21 protein-coding genes are annotated in these 24,860 nt (G+C 56.4%); 11 read left to right on the top strand and 10 right to left on the bottom strand.

Annotated features, from left to right (window positions below):
* Positions 1-252: 252 nt before the first annotated feature.
* Positions 253-1,494: an MFS transporter gene (locus tag phaeop14_RS00805; RefSeq protein WP_040171476.1), complete on the bottom strand. Its 1,242-nt coding sequence runs from the start codon at positions 1,492-1,494 to the stop codon at positions 253-255.
* Between the two features lie 79 nt (positions 1,495-1,573).
* On the opposite strand from phaeop14_RS00805, the gene phaeop14_RS00800 reads away from it, so the two are divergent.
* Positions 1,574-1,978, top strand: a complete 405-nt coding sequence (locus phaeop14_RS00800; RefSeq protein ID WP_040171477.1) for a helix-turn-helix domain-containing protein — start codon at positions 1,574-1,576, stop codon at positions 1,976-1,978.
* A gap of 92 nt (positions 1,979-2,070) precedes the next feature.
* The gene (locus phaeop14_RS00795) at positions 2,071-3,342 is read left to right on the top strand and encodes an MFS transporter (protein WP_096788468.1); all 1,272 of its coding nucleotides are present in this window, start codon (positions 2,071-2,073) and stop codon (positions 3,340-3,342) included.
* A gap of 32 nt (positions 3,343-3,374) precedes the next feature.
* On the opposite strand, the gene phaeop14_RS00790 is transcribed toward phaeop14_RS00795, so the two are convergent.
* The gene (locus phaeop14_RS00790; RefSeq protein WP_244905795.1) at positions 3,375-4,343 is read right to left on the bottom strand and encodes a YihY/virulence factor BrkB family protein; all 969 of its coding nucleotides are present in this window, start codon (positions 4,341-4,343) and stop codon (positions 3,375-3,377) included.
* A gap of 250 nt (positions 4,344-4,593) precedes the next feature.
* On the opposite strand from phaeop14_RS00790, the gene phaeop14_RS00785 reads away from it, so the two are divergent.
* Positions 4,594-5,922, top strand: coding sequence for a dihydrolipoyl dehydrogenase family protein (locus tag phaeop14_RS00785; protein WP_096788466.1), 1,329 nt, complete (start codon positions 4,594-4,596; stop codon positions 5,920-5,922).
* A 104-nt stretch (positions 5,923-6,026) separates the two neighbouring features.
* Here the strand turns inward: phaeop14_RS00785 and phaeop14_RS00780 are convergent, their stop codons facing one another.
* Both phaeop14_RS00780 and phaeop14_RS00775 read right to left on the bottom strand, forming a co-directional pair.
* Positions 6,027-6,188 carry a DUF1328 domain-containing protein gene (locus phaeop14_RS00780; RefSeq protein WP_096788465.1) on the bottom strand — a complete coding sequence of 54 codons (162 nt, stop codon included), beginning with the start codon at positions 6,186-6,188 and terminating at the stop codon, positions 6,027-6,029.
* 110 nt (positions 6,189-6,298) lie between these two features.
* Positions 6,299-7,144, bottom strand: a complete 846-nt coding sequence (locus phaeop14_RS00775) for a formate/nitrite transporter family protein (protein ID WP_096788464.1) — start codon at positions 7,142-7,144, stop codon at positions 6,299-6,301.
* Between the two features lie 616 nt (positions 7,145-7,760).
* On the opposite strand from phaeop14_RS00775, the gene phaeop14_RS00760 reads away from it, so the two are divergent.
* Positions 7,761-8,267 carry a fascin domain-containing protein gene (locus phaeop14_RS00760; protein ID WP_096788461.1) on the top strand — a complete coding sequence of 169 codons (507 nt, stop codon included), beginning with the start codon at positions 7,761-7,763 and terminating at the stop codon, positions 8,265-8,267.
* A 112-nt stretch (positions 8,268-8,379) separates the two neighbouring features.
* Here phaeop14_RS00760 and gmd read toward each other — a convergent pair whose 3' ends face one another.
* Genes gmd through phaeop14_RS00735 form a run of 5 tightly spaced genes read right to left on the bottom strand, consistent with a single transcriptional unit; the run spans position 8,380 to position 13,260 of the window.
* Positions 8,380-9,507 carry a GDP-mannose 4,6-dehydratase gene (gene gmd / locus phaeop14_RS00755; protein ID WP_096788460.1) on the bottom strand — a complete coding sequence of 376 codons (1,128 nt, stop codon included), beginning with the start codon at positions 9,505-9,507 and terminating at the stop codon, positions 8,380-8,382.
* 41 nt (positions 9,508-9,548) lie between these two features.
* The gene (locus phaeop14_RS00750; RefSeq protein WP_096788459.1) at positions 9,549-10,745 is read right to left on the bottom strand and encodes a DegT/DnrJ/EryC1/StrS family aminotransferase; all 1,197 of its coding nucleotides are present in this window, start codon (positions 10,743-10,745) and stop codon (positions 9,549-9,551) included.
* Complete coding sequence (locus phaeop14_RS00745) at positions 10,742-11,530, bottom strand: glycosyltransferase family 2 protein (protein WP_241770562.1); 789 nt, start codon at positions 11,528-11,530, stop codon at positions 10,742-10,744. The genes phaeop14_RS00750 and phaeop14_RS00745 overlap by 4 nt, the downstream gene beginning before the upstream one ends.
* Positions 11,511-12,308 (bottom strand): NAD-dependent epimerase/dehydratase family protein, encoded by a 798-nt coding sequence (locus phaeop14_RS00740; RefSeq protein WP_096788458.1) that lies wholly within the window; start codon positions 12,306-12,308, stop codon positions 11,511-11,513. Before phaeop14_RS00740 ends, phaeop14_RS00745 begins: the two co-directional genes overlap by 20 nt.
* Position 12,309: 1 nt before the next feature.
* On the bottom strand, positions 12,310-13,260 hold the full coding sequence (locus phaeop14_RS00735; protein ID WP_040171506.1) for a glycosyltransferase family A protein: 951 nt from the start codon (positions 13,258-13,260) through the stop codon (positions 12,310-12,312).
* A gap of 401 nt (positions 13,261-13,661) precedes the next feature.
* Here phaeop14_RS00735 and phaeop14_RS00730 point away from each other — a divergent pair, with 401 nt between their 5' ends.
* The 7 genes from phaeop14_RS00730 to phaeop14_RS00700 all read left to right on the top strand — a co-directional run bounded on the left by phaeop14_RS00730 (position 13,662) and on the right by phaeop14_RS00700 (position 22,775).
* Positions 13,662-14,450 carry a hypothetical protein gene (locus phaeop14_RS00730; protein ID WP_145957385.1) on the top strand — a complete coding sequence of 263 codons (789 nt, stop codon included), beginning with the start codon at positions 13,662-13,664 and terminating at the stop codon, positions 14,448-14,450.
* 369 nt (positions 14,451-14,819) lie between these two features.
* A complete protein-coding gene (locus phaeop14_RS00725) occupies positions 14,820-15,239 on the top strand; it encodes a PRC-barrel domain-containing protein (protein WP_096788456.1) in 420 nt (139 codons plus the stop codon).
* A 114-nt stretch (positions 15,240-15,353) separates the two neighbouring features.
* The gene (locus tag phaeop14_RS00720) at positions 15,354-15,992 is read left to right on the top strand and encodes a DUF998 domain-containing protein (protein WP_096788455.1); all 639 of its coding nucleotides are present in this window, start codon (positions 15,354-15,356) and stop codon (positions 15,990-15,992) included.
* Positions 15,993-16,631: 639 nt separating this feature from the next.
* The gene (sbnA, locus tag phaeop14_RS00715) at positions 16,632-17,657 is read left to right on the top strand and encodes a 2,3-diaminopropionate biosynthesis protein SbnA (protein WP_040178146.1); all 1,026 of its coding nucleotides are present in this window, start codon (positions 16,632-16,634) and stop codon (positions 17,655-17,657) included.
* Positions 17,654-19,231, top strand: a complete 1,578-nt coding sequence (locus tag phaeop14_RS00710) for an FAD/NAD(P)-binding protein (protein ID WP_096788454.1) — start codon at positions 17,654-17,656, stop codon at positions 19,229-19,231. Before sbnA ends, phaeop14_RS00710 begins: the two co-directional genes overlap by 4 nt.
* A 68-nt stretch (positions 19,232-19,299) precedes the next feature.
* Positions 19,300-20,685 (top strand): Y4yA family PLP-dependent enzyme, encoded by a 1,386-nt coding sequence (locus phaeop14_RS00705; RefSeq protein WP_244905794.1) that lies wholly within the window; start codon positions 19,300-19,302, stop codon positions 20,683-20,685.
* Between the two features lie 32 nt (positions 20,686-20,717).
* Complete coding sequence (locus tag phaeop14_RS00700; RefSeq protein WP_096788452.1) at positions 20,718-22,775, top strand: catalase; 2,058 nt, start codon at positions 20,718-20,720, stop codon at positions 22,773-22,775.
* A 651-nt stretch (positions 22,776-23,426) separates the two neighbouring features.
* Here phaeop14_RS00700 and phaeop14_RS00695 read toward each other — a convergent pair.
* Complete coding sequence (locus phaeop14_RS00695) at positions 23,427-24,761, bottom strand: aminotransferase-like domain-containing protein (RefSeq protein WP_096788451.1); 1,335 nt, start codon at positions 24,759-24,761, stop codon at positions 23,427-23,429.
* Between the last annotated feature and the right edge of the window lie 99 nt (positions 24,762-24,860).

The following is a 24,860-nucleotide window of genomic DNA, read 5'->3' as shown; positions in this document are numbered from 1 at the left end:
AAACCCCTATAATTACTCGACAAATCTAGATGGCAAACCACGACTGTTCGGCCATCGACTTCCGGCACCCGCCCCAATGCGGCAGCGCCGTGGCAAGGCTGCCACAAAGCGGCAGGCCCGGCTCTCACTGACGACAAGACCCGCGGCAAACAGCGGGATTAACTTTCAGAAAACCAAAACTCGACCTTAACGCTCTGTTAGGTTTTATCTGCAATATCTTAACGCGCGGTGGTGTGATGCTGCCAATTTGACCTATCTTGAGCGGCGTAGCCCCCTGAATGGCTCAACAAGAATCATATTGAGCCGGGGAATCAGGGCCCACATTGCAGCACCAAGTGCCAGACAGGCCAACAGCACAGCCGCCGCACGAAACATCCCCTGAAATCCAAGTGCGGCGATTCCCGGAATGCTCACAGCCGGTGACAGTATCTGTCCCAGAAACACCGAGGCCATCAACGCCCCTGCAACGATACCGCGCCGGTTGGCTGGCGATAATGCAAGAGCCAAGGCAATGAAATTTGGCATCACGGTTGCCAACCCGCCACCAATCGCAACCATCGCAAGGCTGTGCCACAGATCACCGTCAATCGTCAGCAGCAGGAACCCACCCGCCATCAGGGTATACCCCAACGCATAAGAACCAGCCTCCTGAAGAATGCGGTTGATACGGAGGTAGAAGAATCCCGTCATGGCACCAGTTAGCGTCAGCATGCCCAGCATCAACCCGGTTTTTGCCGCATGGTCCCCGCCCTGTGCAGCAAGGAAAAACGGCAATTGGGTTGGCATCATGAAGAAGACCAGACTGGTGATCATCTGCAGCAGCGCCAGTCCTGCAAGCAACATCCGCCATCTTGCGTGAGCTGTACCACCTTCAGGCCCGGCAGCATGTTTGTTCTGACGCAGAGGATCCGGCTCTGTCACGTGCCGCCAGACCAAAGGCGCCAAGATGATTGCGGCCCCGTAGATGGCAAACGGCAGCCGCGAAGATATCAGCGCCAGCCACCCGGCAGAGGTGATGAACAGCAACCCACCAAAGTTGCGCGCCGAGGTCTGCAACCCCATCATACTGCGCCGCGCGTCGCCGACGAAATAATCGCCGATCAGCGCGGTTTGTGCGGTCATGATCATAGCGACCGCCACCCCGAGCAGCAGCCTGCTGATCATGATGGAAGTCAGGTCCGGCAACATGAGCCCCGCGACACCGCTGAACGCAAAGAGCACGACACCAAGCAGCAGCATCCAGCGCCGCCCGTATCGATCTGCAAGCCATCCTGCAACGGGCGCGAAAATCAGAACGGAAAGCGACGGTGCAGGTACCAAGAACCGCGTCAGCAAAGCCGCATTCGGGCTTCCGGAGAATTCTGCCTCGATGCCAGGCAGCGCCGGGCTGATGGTCGCATTTGCCATGATCGTCAAGGTTGCCGCCAGCAACAATGTTATGGCGCGCGGATCCTTCCAGATGGCGTCGGATCCTGAAACTATCTGCCCGGACATGCGATACTCCTGTTGTGATATTCAGCACTCTCAAGCACCCTGCAACTTCAAGTCCACTTTAGGTCAAGAGGGGAAATCGATGCGCCTATATGATATCGGAGAGGTTGCTGCCCGCTGTGGCGTCACTCCCGCCACGCTCAGGTATTACGAGGAACTCGGCCTGATTACCTCGCTGAGCCGCAAGGGATTGCGGCGGCAGTTCGGACCGGAGACGCTCTTGCAGCTCTCGCTGATCGCGCTTGGCAAGGCTGCCGATTTCACGCTGGCGGAAATTTCCGGTATGTTTGGTTCCGACGGCCAGCCAGACCTGCCCCGCGCAGAGCTACATCAGCGCGCAGACCAGCTGGATCAGCAGATCCGCAGCCTGTCGACCCTGCGTGACGCAATCCGCCATGTCGCAGACTGCCCTGCCCCATCGCATATGGAATGCCCGACATTTCAACGTCTGCTGAAGGTTGCGAAGCGCGCGCGTGCAAGCGGCTGACACCGCATATGTGGCGCGCCGCCCATAGACTTATTAATGCTCTGAACCATATCGCAGGGAGCGAGAGGTACAGTTGCGAGGCAAAAGACATCATGGGTGTGGCACATTCGATTTATAGGCTGATCACAGATGCGAAGGCTCCAAATCAGCAGGCTGCTGACCGGGTTGCCACCCATGTTACCGCACTGACTGCAACCAAGCTGGCCGACGGGTTGATTGACCCTAAACTGGTGCTGGCGTGGCTGCTTAACGCCATCGGAGCACCGGGCTACCTGATCGGCGTACTGGTTCCGGTGCGTGAATCCGGCTCACTGCTGCCGCAGCTGGCGCTTGCGCAGCGCATCGAACAAAGTCGCCAGCGCAAATACTATTGGGCTGCAGGATCGGGCCTGCAGGGACTGGCGGCACTCGGCATTGCAACAGCGGCTTTGCTGCTGCCGGGGGTTGCGGCAGGCTGGGTCATTCTAGCTTGTCTGGCGCTGCTCGCGGTGGCGCGGTCGGCATGCTCTGCCAGCTACAAGGATATTCTGGCCCGCACCGTGGACAAGGGCAAACGCGGCTCGGTCTCGGGGACGGCGGGGACGCTCGCGGCCAGTGGCGTGTTCCTCTTCGCCGTTCTTCTCAGCACTGGCCTCTTGCCACGCACGACTGTCGCAATCTCGCTGGTGGTTGCCTTGGCAGGGGTGTTCTGGCTTGGTTCAGCAGCCATTTTTGCGCGGCTGGATGAGCCCGAAGCCGCACCCCAGGAGGCTGAAGGTTTTGCCCCGAACCAGCTGCTGCGCCCCCTCAAGGAAGACTACGAACTGCGCCGTTATATCGGCACAAGAGCGCTGCTGGTCTCAACCGCCCTGGCGCCACCGTTTCTCGTGATGCTTGGTGGCCGGGACGCGGAGAGCGGTTTTGGCAACCTTGGCCTGTTGGTCCTGGCGTCATCGATTGCCGCGATTGTGTCGTCATATATCTGGGGGAAGCTGTCGGATCGCTCCAGCCGCCAGACCCTGATGATCTCAGGTGCATTAAGTGCCGTGACACTGGCTGCGGCGGCAGCTGTCGGCTGGACCGCCGGAGCGCCTGCAGGTATCGTGGTCGCTGGTTTCGTCTTTGTGGCGCAGATCGCCTATCAAGGCGCGCGCGCCGGACGAAAGACCCATCTGACGGACATGGACACCGATGGGCACACATCTGTCTATACCGCGCTTTCCAATACGCTGATTGGAGTGCTCATACTGCTCGGTGGTGGCTTTGGGCTACTTGCCGATGCGTTTGGAGCCGCCCCTGTTTTGGCCCTCCTCGCCATTCTCAGTGGGCTTGGCGCGGCCCTTGGCGCGCGGTTGAGTGAGGTACAGGACGAGTCTGCCAACTGACAATCGATCTGGTCGCTGCTCGCCAGTGTTTCTCAGGCGGCAGCGGAGGACGACCGGCTATCACCCACCTCCGCGCCGCTTTCCGCCTCTGCCGACAGTGGGGCACAATCGGCCATGGTGTCTGCCCGTCTTTCAGCGTCCAACCCTGCGCCAAACAGGATGACAAAGGCGGAAAGCCACATCCAAGTCAGCAAAATGATCACCCCCGACAAAGCCCCGAACGTTTCGTTATAGCTGCCGAACGCCTGCACATAGAGGCTGAACCCTATGCTCCCGGCCACCCAAAGCGCGCAGCTGAGAATTGCGCCGGGGGTGAACAGCTTCCAGCCCTCACCCGACCTGTCAGGGCCAAAGCGGTAAAGCAGCGAAATTCCGGCGATCCCCACCACAAACATCAAAGGCCAACGCAGCAGTTGAGTTACACCAGCCAGCAGGGCGGAGTCCCCAAATAGCGCAATTGCTGCCGGAATTGCTGCGACGATCAATAAGAGCAGAAGCGCACCACAGATTGCGGCAAGCGTGATGGTGACAGTCACGAGCTTTAGAACAATAAAGCTGCGCTGCTCCGTCGTGCCAAAAATGACGTTCAAACCTTGGATCACACTATCGGTGCTGCGCGACGCCGACCACAATGCCAGTGCTGCTGAGGCAGCTGCGGCCCAGCCGAGCGTGTCGGGCCGTGCCCCTGCAACCTGAACCAGTTGCTTGTTCACCAGCTCCGCCGCCGACGACGGTAGCAGACTGGTAAGCCAGGTGGACTGTTCGGTAATCAATGTCGGATCAGCAAACAAACCAAACAGGGCAACCGCTGCAGTGATGCCGGGAAACACGGACAGAAGCCCGTAGAATGCAACACCGGCCGCCAGTAGCCCGCCATGGGCCTCACCCATGCGGGCCCAAGCGCACCAGAACAATTTCACTGAGGCGGGAAACTTCCCCAGCCAACCCTCTGCGCCGGAGGGTCGCTCCTGATTGGTGGCGACAGCACTATTACCTGCCATGCCCTCAGTACGCAGTTCATCTCGGCCTCGAGGTTTATTCGTCGCATTCCCCCCCATAACCTGGGTATCGTCCCCAGCGTGGAGCATAGCGGAAGCTGTCTCTTTGGACTTATCCCCTCGATATTCTGGCTGATTTGGCATGATGTCTCTCCTGAATTGACAAACCAACGCTTCAGACGCGGTTTTGTTTCTTGGAACTTACACAGTGCCTGCGGGTTGGGGTCATGACTCAATCTGATCGGAGATACCCATGAGCCATTTAACCTCTTACCCCACCGCCACCCATGACCTCGTGGTGATTGGTGGTGGTTCCGGCGGGTTGGCCGCAGCAAAAACCGCCGCACGGCTGGGCGCTTCTGTCGTCATGATCGAGCGGGCTGAACTGGGTGGAACCTGCGTCAACCGGGGCTGCACGCCGAAAAAACTAATGTGGTGCGCAGCGGCCCAGCAGCAGGGCTTGAAAGAAATGGCCAAGGTTGGCCTGACCGACAAGCCTCCGTTTGGCTTTGCCGCCCTGCGCCGCCGATCAGACGCAAAGATTGATCGGCTCAATCGCCATTTCGAAGAAGATCTGCAACAGGCCGGCGTTCACCTGCTGCGCGCAACCGCCGAGATTGACGAGGGCGGTCAGGTTCACGCCGGCGGCGATATCTTTCGACCGGGCAAGTTGTTACTTGCAACCGGTGCGCGGCCGCGCGCTCTGGATATTCCAGGAGGAGAACTTGCCGCGACAAGCGATGATGTCTTCCGCTGGGCCGATTTGCCTGGTCGGTTGCTTATTATCGGCGGTGGCTATATCGGCTGCGAGTTCGCTAGCATATTCGCAGCACTCGGTAGCGAGGTCCAGCTTATGACCGATGGCAACCGGTTGCTGGAACAGTTTCACGCCCCCGCTGTCGACTGCGTTCAAGCTGGTCTCGAAAAACAGGGCGTGACCATCGGGTTTGGCTGCAAACCGGTTAAGATCGATCTCAATGGGGCCATGTTTAAGGTCAGCTTTGACGACGGCAGCATTCAATATGCTGATCGTGTCATTGCAGCGGTCGGGCGGGTGCCTAATACGGACAATCTGGGGCCGGGCCTCCAGGGCATTGCTCACGCGAAAACCGGAGCCTTGGCCATTGATGAACGTTTCCAAACCTCGATTCCCGGCATCTATGCGATCGGTGATGTCGCAAACCGTCTGCCCCTGACACCGGTGGCGACACGCGATGGCGCCTGTTTCGCCGCGCAACATTTTGGGGCGGGCGCCGATCAGATCAATCTGGATCTCGTTCCGCAATCAGCCTACACGATCCCGCCCGTGGCCCAGATTGGGTCCTTGTCAGAGGGGCAGGACGACGGAGAGGTCATTGCGAATCTCGCCAGCGATGTATTGGACGACGGCACCGCAGCGAATTCATTTTTCGCGAGTACCTTTGTCGACGATGTTCTGACTGGCGTTGCCTTGGTCAACCATGCTGCACCTGAGATGATCGCCCCATTTGCTGCTCTCCTGGCAAGCGGTGCGACCGCTGAAGCCTTGGCAGCTGTCACCGGCATTCATCCTAGTTTCGCGGAGGAGACCGTCGGCCCCTAAGGCCCCTAAGGGCAAAAAAACGCGTTCCCAAGGGATCGCGTTCCTTTTGTCTCAGACAGGTCAGGTAACCTAGCTTTTTGCGCCGCCTGCTGAGTGTTGTAAATTCAATCGCAGAGTGTCCGATCGATCAGTGCCAATCCAAGTAAAAACATTGAAATCAGAAACACCACATTTGCAGCCAAGGCTAATCCGGTTGCGATGCCTCCGAATGCCAGCACCGCCGAAGCCGCTGCAATCAGAGAGAAAATCAATGGCCAGTTTATCATCGCTCTTCCTCATTCTGTCGTTATCGTCTGCTGAGAAAACGCTTTTAACAACGGAAAGTTCCCAATCTGACCCCAACCGCAAAGACGTCCGGTCCGGATCTGTTCTGAGATCATGGCCTGTGTTCGGGTATCTCCGGTTTGATCTGCGCATAGGTCAACACGGTGAACACCGCGGTGCCGCCAATGACATTGCCAACAAGAACCGGGATGAAGAACCCAAAGATCGCCTGTCCCAAAGGCAGTAACCCCTGCACCATCAAAAACGCCATTTCGACCGATCCGGCCACGATATGAGTGAAATCGCCCGCCGCAATCATCCAGGTAAAGATGACAATTAGAGGAATTTCGCTGTGCTGTGCTGAGGGCAGCATCCAGACAATAGCAGCGATCAAAATTCCCGATGGAATACCGCTGATCAGGCCTATAAGAGGCGGCATACCGGTCGCATGCTCACTGATTTTCAACATGGCCGCACGCAGATCTGCATCCAGCACAGGTGTCAACGCAAAAAACGAGGCGATAAGAAAGGCACCGACGACATTCGCTGCCAGCACAACCGCCCAAAGCCGCGCCGTGCGCAGAAAACTCGCTTTGTCTCCGCGCAACATGACAGGCACCACGGTGGTGATAGTGTTCTCGGTGAAGAGTTGCATGCGCCCCAAGATCACCATCAAGAAGCCTAAAGAATAGCCGAGGTTTTCGACCAGAGGTGACCAACTGGCCTCCGGCAGATGTGTCTTGAATACCGCCTTGCCCAGCACCGAAAAACTGATCAGCAACCCAGCAGCAATCCCTGACCACCAAAGCGCCCGGATCGGGCGTTCGAGCTCTTCTTCGCCATTGCGACGTATGGTTTCAAAGATTAACCTGGGAGAAAGGCCCGTCGCCTCCTCGACCGCCTCATTCTCACATTCTTCTTGAATGAGATCCTCGCCGGGGGGTCTGGCCTCGGTCATATGCAACTCCTGTTTTTCCAATACTACACAACGTTCAGCTGCCTTGGAATGTTCCGCTACTCGGTCCCTTTTCCGAGGACTGCGATAACAACCGTCACCTTCAGAAGAGCCACGTCCATGGTCGAAATTCTTAGCATGATCTTAATGAAACAGACGATAGGCCGACTGGCCGGTGCCCTGGCAGCGCCCCTTTTCCTCTGACCTGCGGTCAGCTGATTTTGTCTCAATGTACAGTTTTCCTCAACATGCGGTTACGGTCACGCCAGGCGGGAGCTAGCAGTGCCACACCGATCTGCGCCGAAGCCTATGGCAGGAATGCCAATGCGACCTGTGGCGCTATCTCCTCACCGGGTCAGAATATGAACAGTGTCCGCGACGATACCCGTACGGGTCAGAGCCTTGCAAAGAACGTTTGTGCGTCCTCTACCGACTTCCAGCGCACCCTGCGGAACATGACTGAACCTCTGGATATCCTGGACAACCGGAAAAAGCGGTTGAAACTGCCACTTACGCTCCAGATCACTTTGCAATTGCGATGGGGTAATGAGGATTTAACTCTCCTATAGGTTGTATCTGTGCTATTCAAACCTTCTTTGACCCTAAAGGAGTATTCGCAATGAACCTTGGTATACTTGACGAAAATGCTGCTGCAGTAGCGACCCAAAATCTGACCTATGCTCTCAAATGTGTCGCATATGATGACGCTTATCTTCGAATGGATGCAAATGGCGTCGACAAGCCCGCCCCTGAAGGGGCAGGAACGGTTAATGCCCAAATTGGGGCCGGACCATGGGAACAGTTTATTCTGACCCCACAGGATGGCGGCACAGTAGCCCTATTGTCGGCGGAATGGTCCAATTGCTATGTGCGCATTGGAACGCCATCACCGCAACAGATCAAGCCGATTAACTGCCAGTTTAGCTGCGGCGCACTTGAAAAATGGCTAATGCGCTTTGTCGGCCCCAATCGTGTTGCCTTCGAATGCTCGACACTGTCTGGCTACTATCTATCGCTCAACACGGAAGGCGCCAAAAATGGGAGCGGGAATGGTGTCGGCATCGCGCAGGGGATCCAAGAGTTAAACGAGAACGCGACATTTGAACTCGTGTCGCAATCCGGCTGATTTCCTGATCTACGATGGAAAGTCGCCCATCTCTCTCACTCTGAGGTATTGGCCGACAACAGCCCCAATGGGTGGCCTGTGTAGCTTTGACAGGCCACCCGAAAGGCTGCTCTCAGCCCTCTATGCTGACCGGAAGATCCATGCCGTGCTCTTTCAGCAGGGCGTGGCGGCGGGCGGTCTTGAGGTCTTCGCGCACCATTTCGGCGCACATCTCTTGGGTGGTGATTTCCGGCTCCCAGCCCAGTTTTTCCTTCGCCTTTGACGGATCGCCCAGCAGTGTCTCCACCTCAGCGGGGCGGAAATAGCGCGGGTCAATGCGCAGCACCACATCGCCCACCTTCAGCGCCGGGGCCATATCGCCCTCAATCGCGGTCACCGTGGCAATTTCCTCGACACCTGCGCCCGAAAACGCCAGCGTCAGCCCCAGTTCCTGCGCCGACCAGGTGATGAACTGGCGCACCGAATATTGCTTGCCGGTGGCAATCACAAAATCCTCAGGCGCCTCCTGCTGCAGCATCATCCACTGCATGCGCACGTAATCTCTGGCATGACCCCAGTCGCGCAACGCGTCGATATTGCCCATATAAAGACACTCCTCGAGGCCTTGGGCGATATTGGCGAGGCCGCGGGTGATCTTGCGCGTCACAAAGGTCTCGCCCCGGCGCGGGCTCTCGTGGTTGAACAGGATGCCGTTGCAGGCATAGATGCCATAGGCCTCGCGGTAGTTGACCGTGATCCAGTAGGAATACAGCTTGGCCACCGCATAAGGCGAGCGCGGGTAAAACGGCGTGGTCTCGCGCTGCGGGGTTTCCTGCACCAGACCATAGAGCTCAGACGTGGAGGCCTGATAAAACCGGGTCTTCTTCTCCAGCCCCAGAAAGCGGATCGCCTCCAGCAGGCGCAGGGTGCCGATGCCATCCACATCGGCGGTATATTCCGGCGCCTCAAAGCTGACCGCCACATGGGACTGCGCGCCGAGGTTATAGACCTCATCCGGCTCGATCTCGCTCAGCAGGCGGGTCAGGTTCGACGTGTCGGTCAGATCGCCGTAATGCAGTTTGAACCGGGCATGATCCACATGCGGATCCTGATAGATATGATCCACCCGCGCCGTGTTGAACGACGACGCCCGCCGCTTCAGCCCATGCACCTCATAGCCCTTCTCCAGAAGAAACTCCGCAAGGTAGGACCCATCCTGACCCGTTACACCGGTGATGAGGGCTTTTTTTACAATTGGCATTATTTTATCCGTTGTTCTTGCAATCAGACCTCAGATGCAGCTCAGGCTGCACGATCACGCATAGTTTTGGGCTGCGCCACATCTTTGAAGGCGCTGGCGACGCTGATCACATCCGCAGTCGACAGGTTGTGGTGGTTTGGCAGGTAGATCCCGTAGTCATGGATCATATCCGCATTTGGCAAAACCTGACGCCCATAGTGCCGGATCCAGAATGGATGACGAGCGATGTTGCCGCAGATGAGCGGCCGGCATTCAATCTGCTGCGCTCTCAAATGCTCAAACACGTCCATTCTATTTTCAACCAGCGTGCCATAGGCAAAAGAGGACAGTAGATCAGTCTCGCTATCCTGAGCATAAAACCCGTGCAATTCTTCGGCATAGGTGTCGAAATTGCGTGCCCGTACGCGGCAGATATCGTCAAGCTTCAGGATCTGCTGTCGCCCGATGAATGCCTGCAGGTCGGTTGAGCGCAAGTTAAAGCCGGCGTAATAAAAAGTATAAAGATTGCGGAAATCGTCAATATTGTGGTCCTGCTGCAGTTGATCCCGCAGCGTTGGGTTCAGATCCCGGCTCCAGCCGTGGGAGCGAAGCGACAACATGACCTGATGCAACTCACTGTCGTCGGTCACCACCATCCCACCCTCGATCGTTGAGATATGGTGGCCATAATAGAATGAAAAACTACCCGCAGCACCATGGCAGCCGAGTTTGCGTCCGCCGCTGACCGAGCCAAGCGCTTCGCAGCTGTCTTCCAGCAACAGCACATCGTAACGGTCACAAATGTCTTGGATCGCTTTCATGTGATTGGCATGACCCAACACATGCACAAGGATCAGCATCGCAGGGGCCTCATCCTTGCAGAGCTGTTCCAAATGCTCCAGATCCAGACCAAGGTTCACCGGATCACAGTCACAGAGCCTGACATCGAACCCGAACTGAATGAGCGGCGACACGGTTGTCACCCAGCTAACCGCAGGAGCAATCACCTTATTGTTCCGCAGCCGCCCTGCCTCACGGGCAGCATATATCATCAACAGATTTGCTGAAGAGCCGGAGTTAACGAATACTGCATGTTTGGACCCCATCCAGGCCGCAAACTCTTCCTCAAATGCGACGGTTTCCTCGGCCTTTGTCAGGCGGTTACCAGCCATCATCCAATCTGCCGTCTGCTGCAGTTCACGCCGCGAAATCGTGTCCTGTGCAAGCGTGATCGGGCGGGGAGGTTGGAAATTCTTCATGCCTGTGCCCCCCGCACAGCCTGCATCGCTTTCAGTTCGACATAGTAGTGGCGCACCTCATTGTAGGCAGCGGCGATATTGGCTGCTTTTTGTTTGTCAGTCAGGGCGTCGATCGTGATCGACCCTTCGTGGGCGCGAAAACTTGCGAGAGGTTCTTTGACAAATCCCACCTTGGGATAGCGCAGCATGGACAACAGCGAGGCAAAGATGTCCGGACCCACACCATGGTATTCACTGTTCTGCAACGGAAGGCGCCCCTGATAGAGCGCATCAATCAGCACTTGACGCCGGAACAGCGCCGCGCCCGGCGAGATGAGAGAGCCGACAATGTTCTCCTCCGCTAGCCGGTTGTCGAAGATACCTGTCTCCGGCAGCCATTCCAAAAACTGCACCATCATCTGTTTGCCGGTTTTGTCGTCAATGACTTCCGCGCCGGTAAAGGCGAACCCAACATCATCCTTGAGGACAGACGCGCATTTTTCGATGAAGGTAGGCGCAATCCAATCATCATCATACTGCAGATGGACAAACTCTCCGGTCGCATGCAGTACGCCTTCCAGCCAGCAAAAATGCGGGCCAAAGTCTTTCTCCCGGCGGATGTAAGTGATTTTGGCACCATACTCTGCAGCGATCTGGGCAGTATGATCCGTCGACCCGTGGTCAGACACAATCACCTCGCATGGCATTGTCTGGTTAAGTGCGCTCTCGATAGCTTTGGGAAGCATATCCGCACGGTTAAATGTCGGGATGACGATAGAAATTGTCTTAGTCATAGCGTTCTCCAAGGATCGCACGTAGGCGTGTCACATCAGCCTCAAGCGTATCGTTTTGGCCCACGGGCCGAATATTCAGCGGAAAGGGAGCGATTGATTGTGCAAAGTCGGCCACAGTCATGGCGTGCCCAGAAGCGACATTGACCGGACCTTCGGCATTTGAGAGCGCAAGTTTAGTGATCAATCGTGCTGCATCGGATGCAGAAAGAAAATCACGACGGCTGCGAGCTCCGTACAACTCAAAAGGGGTCTCTGGCGCATGGGTAGCAAAGCGCTGCTCGAGAGTCGGTCGCAAGTAGCTTCCGGTTTGATCTGGATCGTGGATCGAAAACAATCGTGCGATGCAAAGTGAGCGACCGGTCACCGCGCAAATTTGCTGCGCAGCCTGCTCTGACATGAGCTTTGTTTGACCATAAAGTGACACCGGCTCTGTTGCGTCGGTCTCTCGAAGCGGAGTCTCCTTGCTTGCGTAGACGTGACTGGACGAACACAAAAGCATCCGTGCCGCGCTGCCATCAAGCGCCGCGAGAAGGTTAATCGTCCCTCCGGCATTCACTGCAAAAGCAGCACCCGGGTTGGCTTGAACAGACTTGACTGGCACCATTGCGGCGAGATGAACCACCAGATCGATTGGGCCAGCTTCCTCAATAGCCTGCGAAATTTCACCCGGATTGGTAAGATCGGCGGTATTGCGCAACACCTCGGCGTCAGGCGCAAGCGCCTCCAGTGCCCTCAGAGCGTGGCGGCCCACAATGCCCCCGCTTCCGGTTAAAAATACACGTCTTAACATGTTACTGCATTGACGCCATTTGTGGCGCGCACTGTGCCCCAAGACCCATGGCGCGGAATTGGGCGGCCAGCTTGTCACTGGCTTGTTCAATCCTGTTACGTGGTCCGGCTTCTGGAGCAACAGCTTCCGGATTCAGCCCCGGCCATTTTGAATAGTCTCCCGAGAGAACAAAATTCGCGAAGGAAATCAAACTGATACCATGCGCGCGCAGGTGATCGTTATCCTTATGAGGCCGAAATTCAGCTTGCGATCCCTCTTCTGAGTAGTACCGCCCAATGATCATAGGGATGCGAGTGAACTTGCAGTTTTTGTCGGCCAGCATTTGCCAAAAGATCGAGTCTCCGATCGATTTGATCGGTGATTGATTGCCGAAATAGCTTGGATACCACTGCCCCACCTGCTCCAAGTTCCAAAGTGTCGCCGGCCCATATGTTCCCCGCTCCGCCGTGCCGCTGCCGAGCCGTAGATTTGCCTGCTTTCTTGGTGGCCAGTCGGCGGAGAAACCCGTCTCCCAGAGATCCTCCACACCGAATTTCTGCTCCAAGTGACTCTCATCGAAATTGACCAGCCACTCACCACCAACCAGTGTTGAGTTGGTGGCGTCAGCCGTTGCAACCAAAGTTTGGACAGCATTGGTCGCCAGGCGATCATCCATATTGAGATTCATGATGTATCTTGTGTGCGAAAGCGCGGTTGCCGCCGACCAAGCCTCGTAGATCGTTAGAGGTTCATCGAAGCTATACCATGGGGCTTCCAGCCAGTCCGGTGCCTGGTCTCCATTGTCGAAAATATAGCATGGTTCTACCGGTATCGACTGAGCCTTTAGGTTGGCCCAATGGGAGCGCAATAGCTCCAATTTGTTCGGCTGCTTATGCCAGACAGCACAAAAAACCGTCACCAGGGGGCGATTAGGCGCATTTGGGTCAGGTGCATTAAATGAATGAAATTTCATGTGACCGGTTCTCCAGCAAGATACGCACGGTGTTGTGCACGTACATCTGCAAGAATAGGTCTAGAAGATATAAATTTGAGTTAAGTTGCCATCTCACTGGCAACTTTTTGTATGCTCAGTCGGGGGCCCGACCATAGGAACTGTCCACTGCTTGTTCAGATGCATCGAATGAGCTCCGCCGCAATGAAAGCAGATATGGATGCAATGCAGGCCAACCGCAGACGGAATCCAACGGCGAAGGCGTCATTTTGCCCTGACCAGCGCTCTGGACACCGGACATGCGACGAGTTCCAACCACTGCTCCAAGTAGGAAAGTTCGGCCGTTTGGCCTTCTGGAACGGCTGCGGTAAAAATTCTAAGAAACCAAACTCGCTTCGCCGCGTTATCCAATTATGATACTCATGTTTATCGGCTTAATCAGTCTCTTCTTGGTTTTTTCAGACTTTTTGCTGACTACGGTTGCAATTACGGATCGCAAGCTACCGTCCCGTTGGGTTGCCCAAGCGGCTTGGAACCTGATGAAACGCCTTCTGCCTATCAACGCTTTCAGTCGTATCGCGGTGGGGCCTATAGTTATGGCCTCTATTGCCGTGTTCTGGGTTATCGGTACTGCTCTGGCTTGGTTTCTCATATTTCAAGGTTCTGAGAGGTCGGTGGTCCTCTCAGATACCAGACAACCTGCGGGCCTATTACTGGATCTAGGATATGTCGGCGAAGCACTGTCCACACTTGGGGGAGGGAATACCAAGCCGGGATCAGCAGGTTGGGAACTGGTAACCGTTCTCGTGGGTGTAAATGGCATGATTGTGCTCACACTCTCTGTAAGTTTTGTCTTGAACACCACGCAAACAGTCGCAGCAGGGCGTGCATTTTTGACACATTTGGCCGCACGACAGGAGCTTGGGGGCGAGCTCACCACCGAGCTGAAACACCTCGCAGATCTAGTATCCAGCCTGAACAGTGTGCCACACGCATTATACTACTCCACCCCGGCCCCTCACCTACGCCTGCCCGAAGGGCTGTTGCGGTTCACCGCGGACTGGCTTGAGCACAAGAGAAATTTGAAGGGGGTACGTACCGTACTCAGGGATCTTCCGAACTTCACTGACCAGCCAACATCCAGTGATGACGTGTTCTTGAAAAGGCTTGCGGAATGGTCCTCTGGTTTTGAGTTCAAGCGGCCCAATTGACATCGATCCAATAGGTCACATGTGATAGCTGCCAGCGAGACATCCTAGGTAGATTCGACTTAGTCTGCCGCCATGGCCTAGTAGGTTTCCACACAGACCAAGGGCCAATAAGACGGCAGCCTACCTGCCGTGCGTGCAGCCATCCTGTCTAAGGCTTCTCCCATTCTGATAGGCAAAATCCGGCGATTGAAGCCGCGCTAGCCGCATCGATGCTTCCCGAAGCCTTCGACCTGAGCCGGAAAACATCTATCAAAACCACTCAAACAGCCTTCCTTATCCTGCACATTTTCAACCCAAGGCATATTTTTTTGGAACAAAAGCAGTCCTGAGATTGTTCGGTCATTGAAGCAAACAGAAAGGGAATGTCATATGCCTCGCCTCACCTCTTTTGCTCTTATTGCCGGTATGGTTGCAGCGCCTGCTGTTGCGGAAACAATGATGGATACTGATAATCTGATCCGCACACGCGATATCACTGGCGGAGATATCTACACTCTGAATGGCCCCATGGACGAAGATACTTGGGGTAATTGGGAGGCCGAAGGTGTCGGCCCAGACTGGAATGATATCGGTGAAATCGAAGATATTGTCTTGGACCGCGGTGGAAAGATGATTGGTGTCGTGGCTGAAGTTGGCGGCTTCCTAGATATCGGCGACAAACATGTGCTGATCCCTGTCGAAGACATTCGCCTGACACCAGTGGATGACAAGAACTATGCCATCGTGACGCGCAAGACCGAAGAGCAGCTCGAAGAGATGGAATCGGTTGATGAGGGCTGGTGGGATTAACCAGCTTCAGCAAACGTAAGCGTAGCGAAGGGGCTGTTGTAGCCCCTTCCATGCAGCAGGAAGAGCCAAGCTCCTCGATGGTTGCTACCCGGCGTGATCAGACGGCGAATCGATATGAACAACCAGACCAAATCATCAACATTCGAAGCCGAACCTACGCTGGTGATTGTGCTTGGGTGGTACTCCATAGTCGGCTGCCTAGTATTCGCTCTCTCCATCCTCGTGGCGGACTTTGTTGTCCCCAACCATGACTGGATTGCTGACACGATCAGCGATCTGGGTGCCGGCGAATTTGAGTACATCGTCGATATCGGCATCTATGCATTCTCAGGTTCGCTCATTTCCATAGCATTGTTGGCTGCACATATTCACATGGGTGGACAGGGCTGGAGCTTCGGAACAATCGGCCTAGCCCTTCTAGGACTGATCGTCTTTCTGGTTGGGGCTCGTAATGAATACGGCGACAGCGACAGTGATGGCGTGGTGATCCATATTTATCTCGTCTACGCGCTGGGATTGCTCATGGCGATCATTCCTTGGCTGATGTCCGACGGGGCAGCCTGTGCGGGTCGTCATTATGGTAAAGTTTTAGTCGGCATTTCGGTAGTGTGGGCGTTTTCTGCACCGGTCTTCTTTTTCCTCCCCGATGGAATTGATGGCGTTTACGAACGCTATCTCGGACTTATTGCCTTCGCTTTTGTGTTCGTGCTCGCGAGCTTATTCATCCGGTGCGGTGAAAGGCTCAATACCTAGGCTGAGAGCTGTCTGCCTGATGGGCTTCTAAATTTTCAGACCACGAGACAAGCGGCGGGCGGTCTTCTGCAAGCCAATATTGTAGCATCGGCTGATTGGAACAATTCAGTAGATTGAACGTTATTGGCGTAAATGGAGGTCAGGCCATTCTGGCGCTTCATCCTTAACCCTAAAAAGGTCATTTGTTATGCGCCCTATGTCTGTTGTACTTCGGCCGCTTGTGGAGATTAGACCGCATGAATTCGTGAACGCGGATCACTCTGCCAGTATTGCGCGGTCCATTCGAACTGACCAAGCGATCTGGCGACCCTTAATCATCGCGCGGCGCTGTCGGACATTGCTGGATGGCCATCACCGGTACACCGCACTGAATGCTCTGGGCGCTGACCTAGCCCCATGTGTCGAGGTCGACTACGACGATCCGGCAGAAGTCGAAGTGACGGCTTGGCGGCCGGATGAATTGGTTACACCTGAAATGGTGCGCTCGGCTGCGGCCCGAGGCGAGATGATGCCACCAAAAACTTCGAGACACCTACTCAAGTTCTCAATCCCCTCCATCCGTGTCCCGCTCAGTGATCTCCTGCGCGGCGCCTCCACCAGACCGGGCAGCACCGGTCGTCTTTGCGTATAGGTGATATCGTGAACATTGAGACAAATATTGCCCCTGCACACACTTCAGTCCCTCGTGTCGCCGACAATCTTCTGGATCTTATTGGCCAGACTCCATTGGTGCGTCTACATCATTATCTAGACAAGGCATCGGTCAACTTGTTTGCCAAGTTGGAGGCGTTGAACCCAGGTGGAAGTGCGAAGGACCGACCCGCCCGTCACATGATTGAGCGCGCCCTCGCCGATGGACGCCTCTCACCAGGTGATACGGTTGTGGAATCTTCTTCCGGGAATATGGGCATCGGCCTAGCGCAAGCCTGCGCTCTACACCACCTGAAGTTCATCTGCGTGGTAGACCCAAATGCACAGGCACAAAATATCGACATAATTCGCGCTTTGGGAGGACAGATCGAGCTGGTCGACCAAGCGCTAGACGGTGATTTTCTTGCTGCTCGCTTGGAGCGGGTGAGCGTGCTGCTCGAAGAGTCCGCTGACCGGTTCTGGCCAAATCAATATGCAAACCTCGACAACCCCGCTTCGCACGAAACCGGGACCGTAGCGGAAATTGATGCCGCATTTTCTGGGCAGGTCGATTACCTTTTTGTCGCCTGCTCCAGCACAGGCACAGCGCGGGGCTGCCGGGACTTTCTGCGCGCAAAGGGGCGCAGGACCAAAGTTGTCGCCGTTGACGCCGAAGGCAGCACATTGTTTGACGGCACGGCTGGACCGAGAAAAATATCCGGCATGGGCGCGGGGCGCCTGCCCGAGCTGGCACAAGGACAAAGTTTCGATGGCCTAGTTCGCGTATCCGACCTCACGTGCGTGGCTGGCTGCCGTCGAGCCGTTAAGCACGAGGGCATCCTGGTCGGCGGATCAGGGGGGGGCGTACTCGAAGCTGTGCGCAGCATGCAGGACGAACTATCCGGCAAGACCGCTGTGGCAATCCTTCATGATTCAGGCTCGCGGTACTTGAGTACTGTTTTCGACGACGATTGGGTCGCACGGGAGCTGGGCGCATCCGGGGACGAGGTTCGCGCCTTGGCTGGTCTGCAATGAACTTCCACATAGGTCAGGCGCATCGAGAAATCGCCATCGTCGGTTGCGGCCCCAAAGGGCTTTATGCATTGGACTCATTGTCCGAAGCAGCCCGTAAAACGCCATCGCACAGTTTCGATGTCCATGTTTTCGAAGAGTCTCCCCACCCGGGCGCGGGTCCAATTTACGATCCGGGGCAGCCGAATGTACTGCTGATGAATTTTCCGGCCGGTAAGATCGACGCCTGGACCGGCGGACGGGGGCCGGACTTGCAGGTATGGCTAATGAGCCAGGGCAAGAAGGTGGCTGCGGAGGAATACGTTCCGCGCGCGGTGGTTGGCCAATACCTCACATGGTGCTTTGGCCAAGTGGTCGCGAACGCACCGCCTAACCTCCAGATCTCGATACACCCCGTCAGGGTCCACGACGTACGACAGTTCCAGGCCCGGTGGATGATCTCACCCGGTAGCATCGTCGTTGACGAGCTGCTAATTTGCACTGGCCACCAGGATTGGTCCCGGACGCGTCGGCCCCATCTTAGCGAGGAGATTCCCTCTCCGTTTCCCGTAGATCTGGCGTTGACCAAGGCGCGCATACCGCCAGGCACCTCCGTAGCCTGTAAGGGGTTCGCCCTAACGTTCCTCGACACGATGCTGGCACTCACCGAAGGGCGCGGCGGTTCCTTCGCGCCCTCGGAGCAGGGCTACGTCTATCACTCGTCTGGCCTTGAGCCGCAGTTGATCGCACCGTTCAGCCGCACCGGACGCCCGATGCGGGCCAAGGTCGATGTTGATCGGTTCGCACGCCCCCAAGATGAGGCCTATTGGGAGACACAGCTAGACGCGTTCGAAGCACTTCTTTCGGAAAAACCTAGCGCTACTTTCACTAGTGATATTTGGCCCTCGATACGGCAGATGGCTGAGCGAACGATCAGTAGCGCGCCTGGCACTGCGGCGGCTGTCTTCACCCACTGGCAGGGGTCCGTATTCGACCCGGAACGGTGCCGAGATGAATTGCGCACGGGCTTCGAGATTGCGCTCGGTATCCGCCCACCGGACGTCTTGTGGGCCTTAGGCGAGACTTGGCGGCGATGCTATCCCCACCTCGTTGCGTGGATAAACCACCATGATCTACCGGAGACGGACGCAGCCCTATTCCGTACTGTCGCGACCGAGATGGAACGGCTGGCCTTCGGTCCGCCTGCCCAGAATATCGGCAAACTGATCTGCCTCGAACGAACCGGGTTGGTGAGCTTAAACCACCTCGATGGCGGTATGGCTGCGGATGTCACAGTTGACGCGACGATCCCGCCCGCTGGAAGTGCAGCCTTGTCGCAGCCCCTGAACGGCCTGATGCGCGACGGTCATTTGAGCGTGGGGGCATTGCAGGGCATTGTCGTAAATGGCCGAGCGCAGGCGCTGGTGAACGGTGCCGCAACACCGGGATTGTCGATCATCGGGCGCGCGACTGAAGGCAGTGTATTGGGCAACGACACCTTATCGCGCGCGCTGCACGATTTGCCGGAGCGGTGGGCAGCCAATGTCGTTCATGCAGCCCGTGCGGGCCGAGCGACAAGTCTGGAGCAAACGGCATGAACCCGCGGCAGTCCCTATTTGATCATTGCCGAGGTGTTGTCCCCCTCCGCCCGCGGCTGGAGGACTGGATGGTCGATTTGATTGCTGATCCACCCCGCTTGCACGCGCTAATTGAGGAATTTGGCGCACCGTTGAATATCCAGTCGGTTGAGCCTTTCAGTCGGCACATCGCAGCGCTGACCGGCTGTGTCGCTGATTTTGATCTGCCTTTCATGCCGATGTTCGCTCGTAAGGCCAACAAGTGCCTGACCTATGTCCAATCGGCTCGGGGTCAGGGCATCGGCATCGACACGGCAAGCCATGCAGAGGTTGAACAATGTCTTGCGCAAGGGGTTCCCGGTCACAGGATCGTTTGCACGGCGGCGGTAAAGGACCGGGCACTGATGGCGCTTTGTGTTGCTGGCGGCGTGACCATCGTGCTCGACAATTATGACGAGTTAGCATTGCTGGAAGAGGTTTCTCAGGGCGGCGACCGGACGATTTCGGTCGGGTTGCGGCTGAACGGATTTTCATGCGGTGGTAGGGCGATCTACTCGCGTTTCGGCTTCACGTTGAGCGAGATTCCTGGGATTGTGGCGCGGCTGGAACGGTCCGTCGCGCTCAGACTGGACGGGCTGCATTTCCACCTCAACGGATACAGTGCTGAGGAGCGTATCGCAGCAATATCACAGACACTGCCCATGGTGGCGGATATTCGGGGCGACTGTAGTCGCGATTTCTTCCTCGACATCGGGGGCGGCATCCCGATGAACTACCTCGCCGATCCCCGCCAATGGGACGTTTGGCTGGCTGAGCTGGACAAGGCACTAGCCGGAGAACGTGACCCGATTACGCAACACAATGACAACCTTGGGCGAAAACGGGGACCCGATGGCGCTCCCGGCACAGTGGACAGTTATCCGGTGGCTCAGTCTCTGGTTCAAACCGACTGGATGCGACAGATCCTGCAAGCCCCCGATGGGGACCGCACAATCGCTAGGCGGCTGCGCGATGCCCACGTAACCTTGCGGTGCGAGCCCGGCCGGTCTCTGCTGGACGGGTGCGGCATGACCGTGGCGCGAGTAGCCTTCCGAAAGACAGACAGTGCAGGTGAATCGGTTATTGGGGTGCAGATGAACCGCACCCAGTCGCGATCGGGCTTTTCCGAATTTGCACTCGACCCCTTGATGGTTCCCGGAAAGGGGCCGCGTGGCGATGCGGTCGCGGGCTATCTGGCTGGGACCTACTGCACGGAAAGCGAATGGCTGACCCGGCGCAAGATGGCATTCCCCCATGGTGTTGGGGTCGGTGACCTGATGGTTTTCCCTAACACCGCAGGCTACCTCATGCATTTTCTGGAAAGTCGTTCACACCAGTTTCCACTGGCCCGAAACATCTTCTTGCGATCGGACCCCGACGCGTCGGCCAGGCTCGACGGGATAGACTATGGCGGACACGATCACCCAACAGGCTGATAGCTGTGTCATTATAGGGAAGGAGACCAAGCATGAAAAAACTCAATTTGGATAAAGGTGGCGCACCGCATCAGGAAGCGGATGCACGCGAGGGAACCATCACGACGGCACAAGGCGCACCCGTCTCCGACGATCAGAATTCCCTAACAGCCGGACCGCGTGGACCGGTACTGCTGGAAGATCAGATCATGCGCGAAAAAATCTTCCACTTCGACCATGAACGGATTCCCGAACGTGTCGTCCATGCGCGCGGGTATGGCGTACACGGCCACTTCGAACTGACGAGGGCGATCCCGGAGTTCTCCTGTGCAGATATTTTTCAGCGCGAAGGAGAGAAGACACCTGTTTTCACCCGTTTTTCCACCGTTGCTGGCAGCAAGGGATCGCCGGACGTCGCACGCGATGTGCGCGGTTTTGCGGTGAAGTTCTACACCAACGAGGGCAACTGGGACTTGGTGGGCAACAACATGCCGGTCTTCTTCATCCAAGACGCGATGAAATTTCCGGACCTGGTTCATTCGGTTAAACCGGCGCCCGATCGCGCCTTCCCCCAAGCTCAAAGCGCGCATGACAATTTCTGGGACTTCATCTCACTATCGCCCGAGGCCGTCCATATGACCCTGTGGACGATGTCGGACCGCGCCATTCCTCGCTCCCTGCGGTTCATGGAAGGGTTCGGTGTACACACCTTCCGGCTGGTCAATAGCGAGGGCAAATCCCATTTCGTGAAATTTCACTGGAAACCAAAGCAAGGCCTGCAATCCGTGGTTTGGAACGAAGCATTGAAGATCAACGGCGCCGACCCGGATTTTCACCGCCGCGATATGTGGAATGCCATCGACGCAGGGGATTACCCGCAATGGGACTTGGGCATCCAGGTCTTCGATGATGAATTCGCGGATGAGTTCGAGTTCGATATTCTCGACGCCACCAAGCTCATACCTGAGGAGCAGGTGCCGGTGCAGATTATCGGCACCATGACGCTGGATAACAACGTCGATAATTTCTTTGCTGAAACCGAGCAGGTAGCATTCTGTACCCAAAACATCGTCCGCGGCATCGACTTCACCGATGATCCACTTCTTCAGGGGCGCAACTTCTCCTACCTTGATACGCAAACCAAGCGTCTGGGCGGGCCGAATTTCACCCATATACCGATCAACGCACCGAAATGTCCCGTTCACCATTTCCAGCAGGACGGCCACATGGCGATGCGCAATCCCAAGGGCCGGGCGAATTATGAGCCGAACAGCTGGGATGAGGATGGCGGGCCTCGCGAAAATCCCGAAATCGGGTTCGCCAGTTATTCTGAGCGGGTGCAGGGCGGCAAGCAACGCACGCGCTCCGAGACATTTGCCGACCACTACAGCCAAGCTCGGCAGTTCTGGATCAGCCAGACAGCCACTGAACAGAACCACATTGCTGCGGCCTATACCTTCGAGTTGTCGAAGTGCCAGCATGAAAGGATCAGGCTTCGAATGCTAAGCCATCTGATGAACGTGCACGATGATCTGGCAGAATCCGTGGCCAAGGGTCTGGGCGTCTCTGACCTGCCCGACGCGGCAAAACCAGCGCGCAAGCCTATCACCGATCTGCCCGCTTCGGACGCTCTGAGCATTCTCAAAAACGGCCCCGAGAGCTTCGCCGGCCGCAAACTGGGCCTATTTATCACGGACGGCGCCGATGCCGGTTTGGTCAATGAGATCGAGGCCGAATTCACCCGCGCGGGCGCGATGGTGGCCATCGTCGCACCGCAGATTTTCGGTGCAAAACTGTCCGACGGCACGACAAAGCCCGCAGACGAGAAAATCGATGGAGGCCCTTCAGTTCTGTTCGATGCGGTTGCGCTGGTGTTTTCAGAGGGAGCCGGCAGCGAAATGGCAAACAACAAACCATCACAGGATTTTCTCAGCGATGCGTTTGCACATGCAAAGTTCATCGCGTGGACCGATGCAGCCATGCCGTTGATCGAAACTGTGGGTCTCTCTGACAAGATCGATGACGGCATGATGAAGATCGATGGCGAAAATGTTGGTGATTTTCTGAGAGCCTGCGAAAAGCTGCGTTTCTGGGAAAGGAAGATGTTCTGACCGCAACATCATGATGCACTACTGGCTGAAGGGTGGCCGCATCCATGGGCGCGCGAGAGTGTATCGCGTGCCCATACTCTGAGCGCCACGGGCAGAACCCGTTGAACTCCAGTACCCTTCAGCACAATCGGCACCTTCACCGATTTCATCAGGCGGAGAACTTCGGCGGCCCGAGCAAGCCACCGTGGAAGACATAAAGCAGAAGCTGCACACCGGCCATGGTCTGTCCAGCTGCAAGTGCAGAGACTGGATCCTGTCTCGATAGGCTGCTGCTGAAACACATTCACAAAAACCATGGCGGCGTGTCGGATGGATACACTTGCGCTGCCGCAAAACGCTTGCAGATCCAAAAGCGGCCCTTCCGTTATGCTGGACCCAAGTTGCACACAGACTTATCCGCAATCAGGCAGCAATGAAGCGCTATCTTTGACATCCAGTGTTGAGCTGTCATAGCAAAGCCCCTGATCGGAAGAGATGAAAACTCCGGCCAACGGCATATCATCCGACATTGAATGCCGCGAAACCTATCCCGTCCCGTCGCACGCCCGCCGGATAGCCCGCTATCGCGGAGCAATTTGCTGCACGATATCCAGGCACTAGAGGCTTCGTGGGGATATGGCGTCCACGTCCCAGAGTTGCGAGAGAGTTCCCTCACTCAAAAGAGTGATTTTTGACCGTTTTGCTGACTAAAGCCAGAATGGCAGTCAGATCGTTTTTTTTGACACCACCAAAGGCCAAGCGCAACGCTTGCGGTACTGCCACCGTAGTTGCAAAGGGCTCCGCGCCCGACACCGATATGCCAGCATTCCTCAATCGACTAACTATCGGTTCGGCCCGCATGTTTTTCGCCAAGGGCAGCCATGCAAACCCTGCATTAGGATGCGCGATAATTGGCAAGTCTGTTAGAGCGGCGCGGCAAAGCTGCTGTCGTTCTGCGCCATCCTGTCTGCGGGTTTCTTCGGATGCTCCTAGGGTCCCGTCTTCAATCCAACCTGTGACTAACCCAGAGATGAGCGCCGGAGCGTTCCATGTGGTCGCTCGAATGGCTTCAACGAGGCGGCAGATTTTACCCGCTGGTGCGATCACATATCCCAAACGCAGCCCTGTTGCGATGCTTTTCGAAAAACCGCCGATGTAAACTGTTCGCTCAGGGGCTAGAGCCAGAAAGGTGGGCGGCGGGTCGTTCTCCAGAAACGCATATGCGGCGTCTTCTATGATAATGAGATCATGCTTTCTGGCGATCTGGATCAGAGCAAGGCGGGTGGCCTCTCCCATTACCGCCCCCAGTGGGTTGTGAACGGTTGGCATCAAATAGACTGCCCGAATTTGACCGCTACGGCACTTCCGATCGAGATCGTCCGGAACCATGGCACCCTCCACACCATCAACTGAAACAAGGTCCAGCCCCTGCAAAGCAGCGACAGATTTGAAGCCAGGATAAGTCAAAGTGTCCGTCGCAACAGCATCGCCGTGCCGCAACAATCCAAGTGCGGTAATCGCCAGCCCATGTTGACCACCGGAAGTGACCAATAGGCGTTCTGGATCAACAGAACCAAGTGATTGGTTTAGGTTGTTCGCGATAATTCGTCGCTCATGGCTGCGACCCCCATGGGGCTGATATCGCAACATCGCCTCAAGGTCGCCCGCCGTTGCCAATTTGCGAAGCCCGGCGCGCAGCACATCTGCATCCCCGGCATCACCTGGCATGTTGAACACGAGGTCGATCAAGCCATCGGTCGCGGTCTGGTGAACCCCCAACGCCATTGGCAACCCGTCATCCCGCACAAATGTCCCACGCCCTGCCTCACCGACGACAAGGCCCCGTCGCTCAAGCTCCCCATAAACACGAGTAGCCGTCGCAAGTGCAATCTCAAACTGATCGGCAAATGCACGGTGCGTCGGCAGCCTGGACCCAGGTGTTAATTTCCCGGACTGGATCGCGCGCGCAATTGTGTCAGCGAGTTGGATATATCGAGCTTTGGGCATCAGATTACCGCATCTATGACAATTTAAAAATTGTCATAATAATCACGTTTCTTCGTCAAGGGTTCAAGCTCATTTTTCAGGCGCCCTGATCACAGCCTA

The sequence above is a fragment of the Phaeobacter piscinae genome (assembly GCF_002407245.1).
In the GTDB taxonomy this organism is placed as follows: Bacteria; Pseudomonadota; Alphaproteobacteria; order Rhodobacterales; family Rhodobacteraceae; genus Phaeobacter; species Phaeobacter piscinae.
This window is presented reverse-complemented; position numbering and strand designations above follow the sequence as displayed.

Excerpts from the sequence above, each read along its gene's own strand:
- phaeop14_RS00805 (WP_040171476.1), bottom strand. The coding sequence starts at position 1,494 with ATGTCCGGGCAGATAGTTTCAGGATCCGACGCCATCTGGAAGGATCCG.
- phaeop14_RS00800 (WP_040171477.1), top strand. The coding sequence starts at position 1,574 with ATGCGCCTATATGATATCGGAGAGGTTGCTGCCCGCTGTGGCGTCACT.
- phaeop14_RS00795 (WP_096788468.1), top strand. The coding sequence starts at position 2,071 with ATGGGTGTGGCACATTCGATTTATAGGCTGATCACAGATGCGAAGGCT.
- phaeop14_RS00790 (WP_244905795.1), bottom strand. The coding sequence starts at position 4,343 with ATGGCAGGTAATAGTGCTGTCGCCACCAATCAGGAGCGACCCTCCGGC.
- phaeop14_RS00785 (WP_096788466.1), top strand. The coding sequence starts at position 4,594 with ATGAGCCATTTAACCTCTTACCCCACCGCCACCCATGACCTCGTGGTG.
- phaeop14_RS00780 (WP_096788465.1), bottom strand. The coding sequence starts at position 6,188 with ATGATAAACTGGCCATTGATTTTCTCTCTGATTGCAGCGGCTTCGGCG.
- phaeop14_RS00775 (WP_096788464.1), bottom strand. The coding sequence starts at position 7,144 with ATGACCGAGGCCAGACCCCCCGGCGAGGATCTCATTCAAGAAGAATGT.
- phaeop14_RS00760 (WP_096788461.1), top strand. The coding sequence starts at position 7,761 with ATGAACCTTGGTATACTTGACGAAAATGCTGCTGCAGTAGCGACCCAA.
- gmd (WP_096788460.1), bottom strand. The coding sequence starts at position 9,507 with ATGCCAATTGTAAAAAAAGCCCTCATCACCGGTGTAACGGGTCAGGAT.
- phaeop14_RS00750 (WP_096788459.1), bottom strand. The coding sequence starts at position 10,745 with ATGAAGAATTTCCAACCTCCCCGCCCGATCACGCTTGCACAGGACACG.
- phaeop14_RS00740 (WP_096788458.1), bottom strand. The coding sequence starts at position 12,308 with ATGTTAAGACGTGTATTTTTAACCGGAAGCGGGGGCATTGTGGGCCGC.
- phaeop14_RS00735 (WP_040171506.1), bottom strand. The coding sequence starts at position 13,260 with ATGAAATTTCATTCATTTAATGCACCTGACCCAAATGCGCCTAATCGC.
- phaeop14_RS00730 (WP_145957385.1), top strand. The coding sequence starts at position 13,662 with ATGTTTATCGGCTTAATCAGTCTCTTCTTGGTTTTTTCAGACTTTTTG.
- phaeop14_RS00725 (WP_096788456.1), top strand. The coding sequence starts at position 14,820 with ATGCCTCGCCTCACCTCTTTTGCTCTTATTGCCGGTATGGTTGCAGCG.
- phaeop14_RS00720 (WP_096788455.1), top strand. The coding sequence starts at position 15,354 with ATGAACAACCAGACCAAATCATCAACATTCGAAGCCGAACCTACGCTG.
- phaeop14_RS00710 (WP_096788454.1), top strand. The coding sequence starts at position 17,654 with ATGAACTTCCACATAGGTCAGGCGCATCGAGAAATCGCCATCGTCGGT.
- phaeop14_RS00705 (WP_244905794.1), top strand. The coding sequence starts at position 19,300 with ATGGTCGATTTGATTGCTGATCCACCCCGCTTGCACGCGCTAATTGAG.
- phaeop14_RS00700 (WP_096788452.1), top strand. The coding sequence starts at position 20,718 with ATGAAAAAACTCAATTTGGATAAAGGTGGCGCACCGCATCAGGAAGCG.
- phaeop14_RS00695 (WP_096788451.1), bottom strand. The coding sequence starts at position 24,761 with ATGCCCAAAGCTCGATATATCCAACTCGCTGACACAATTGCGCGCGCG.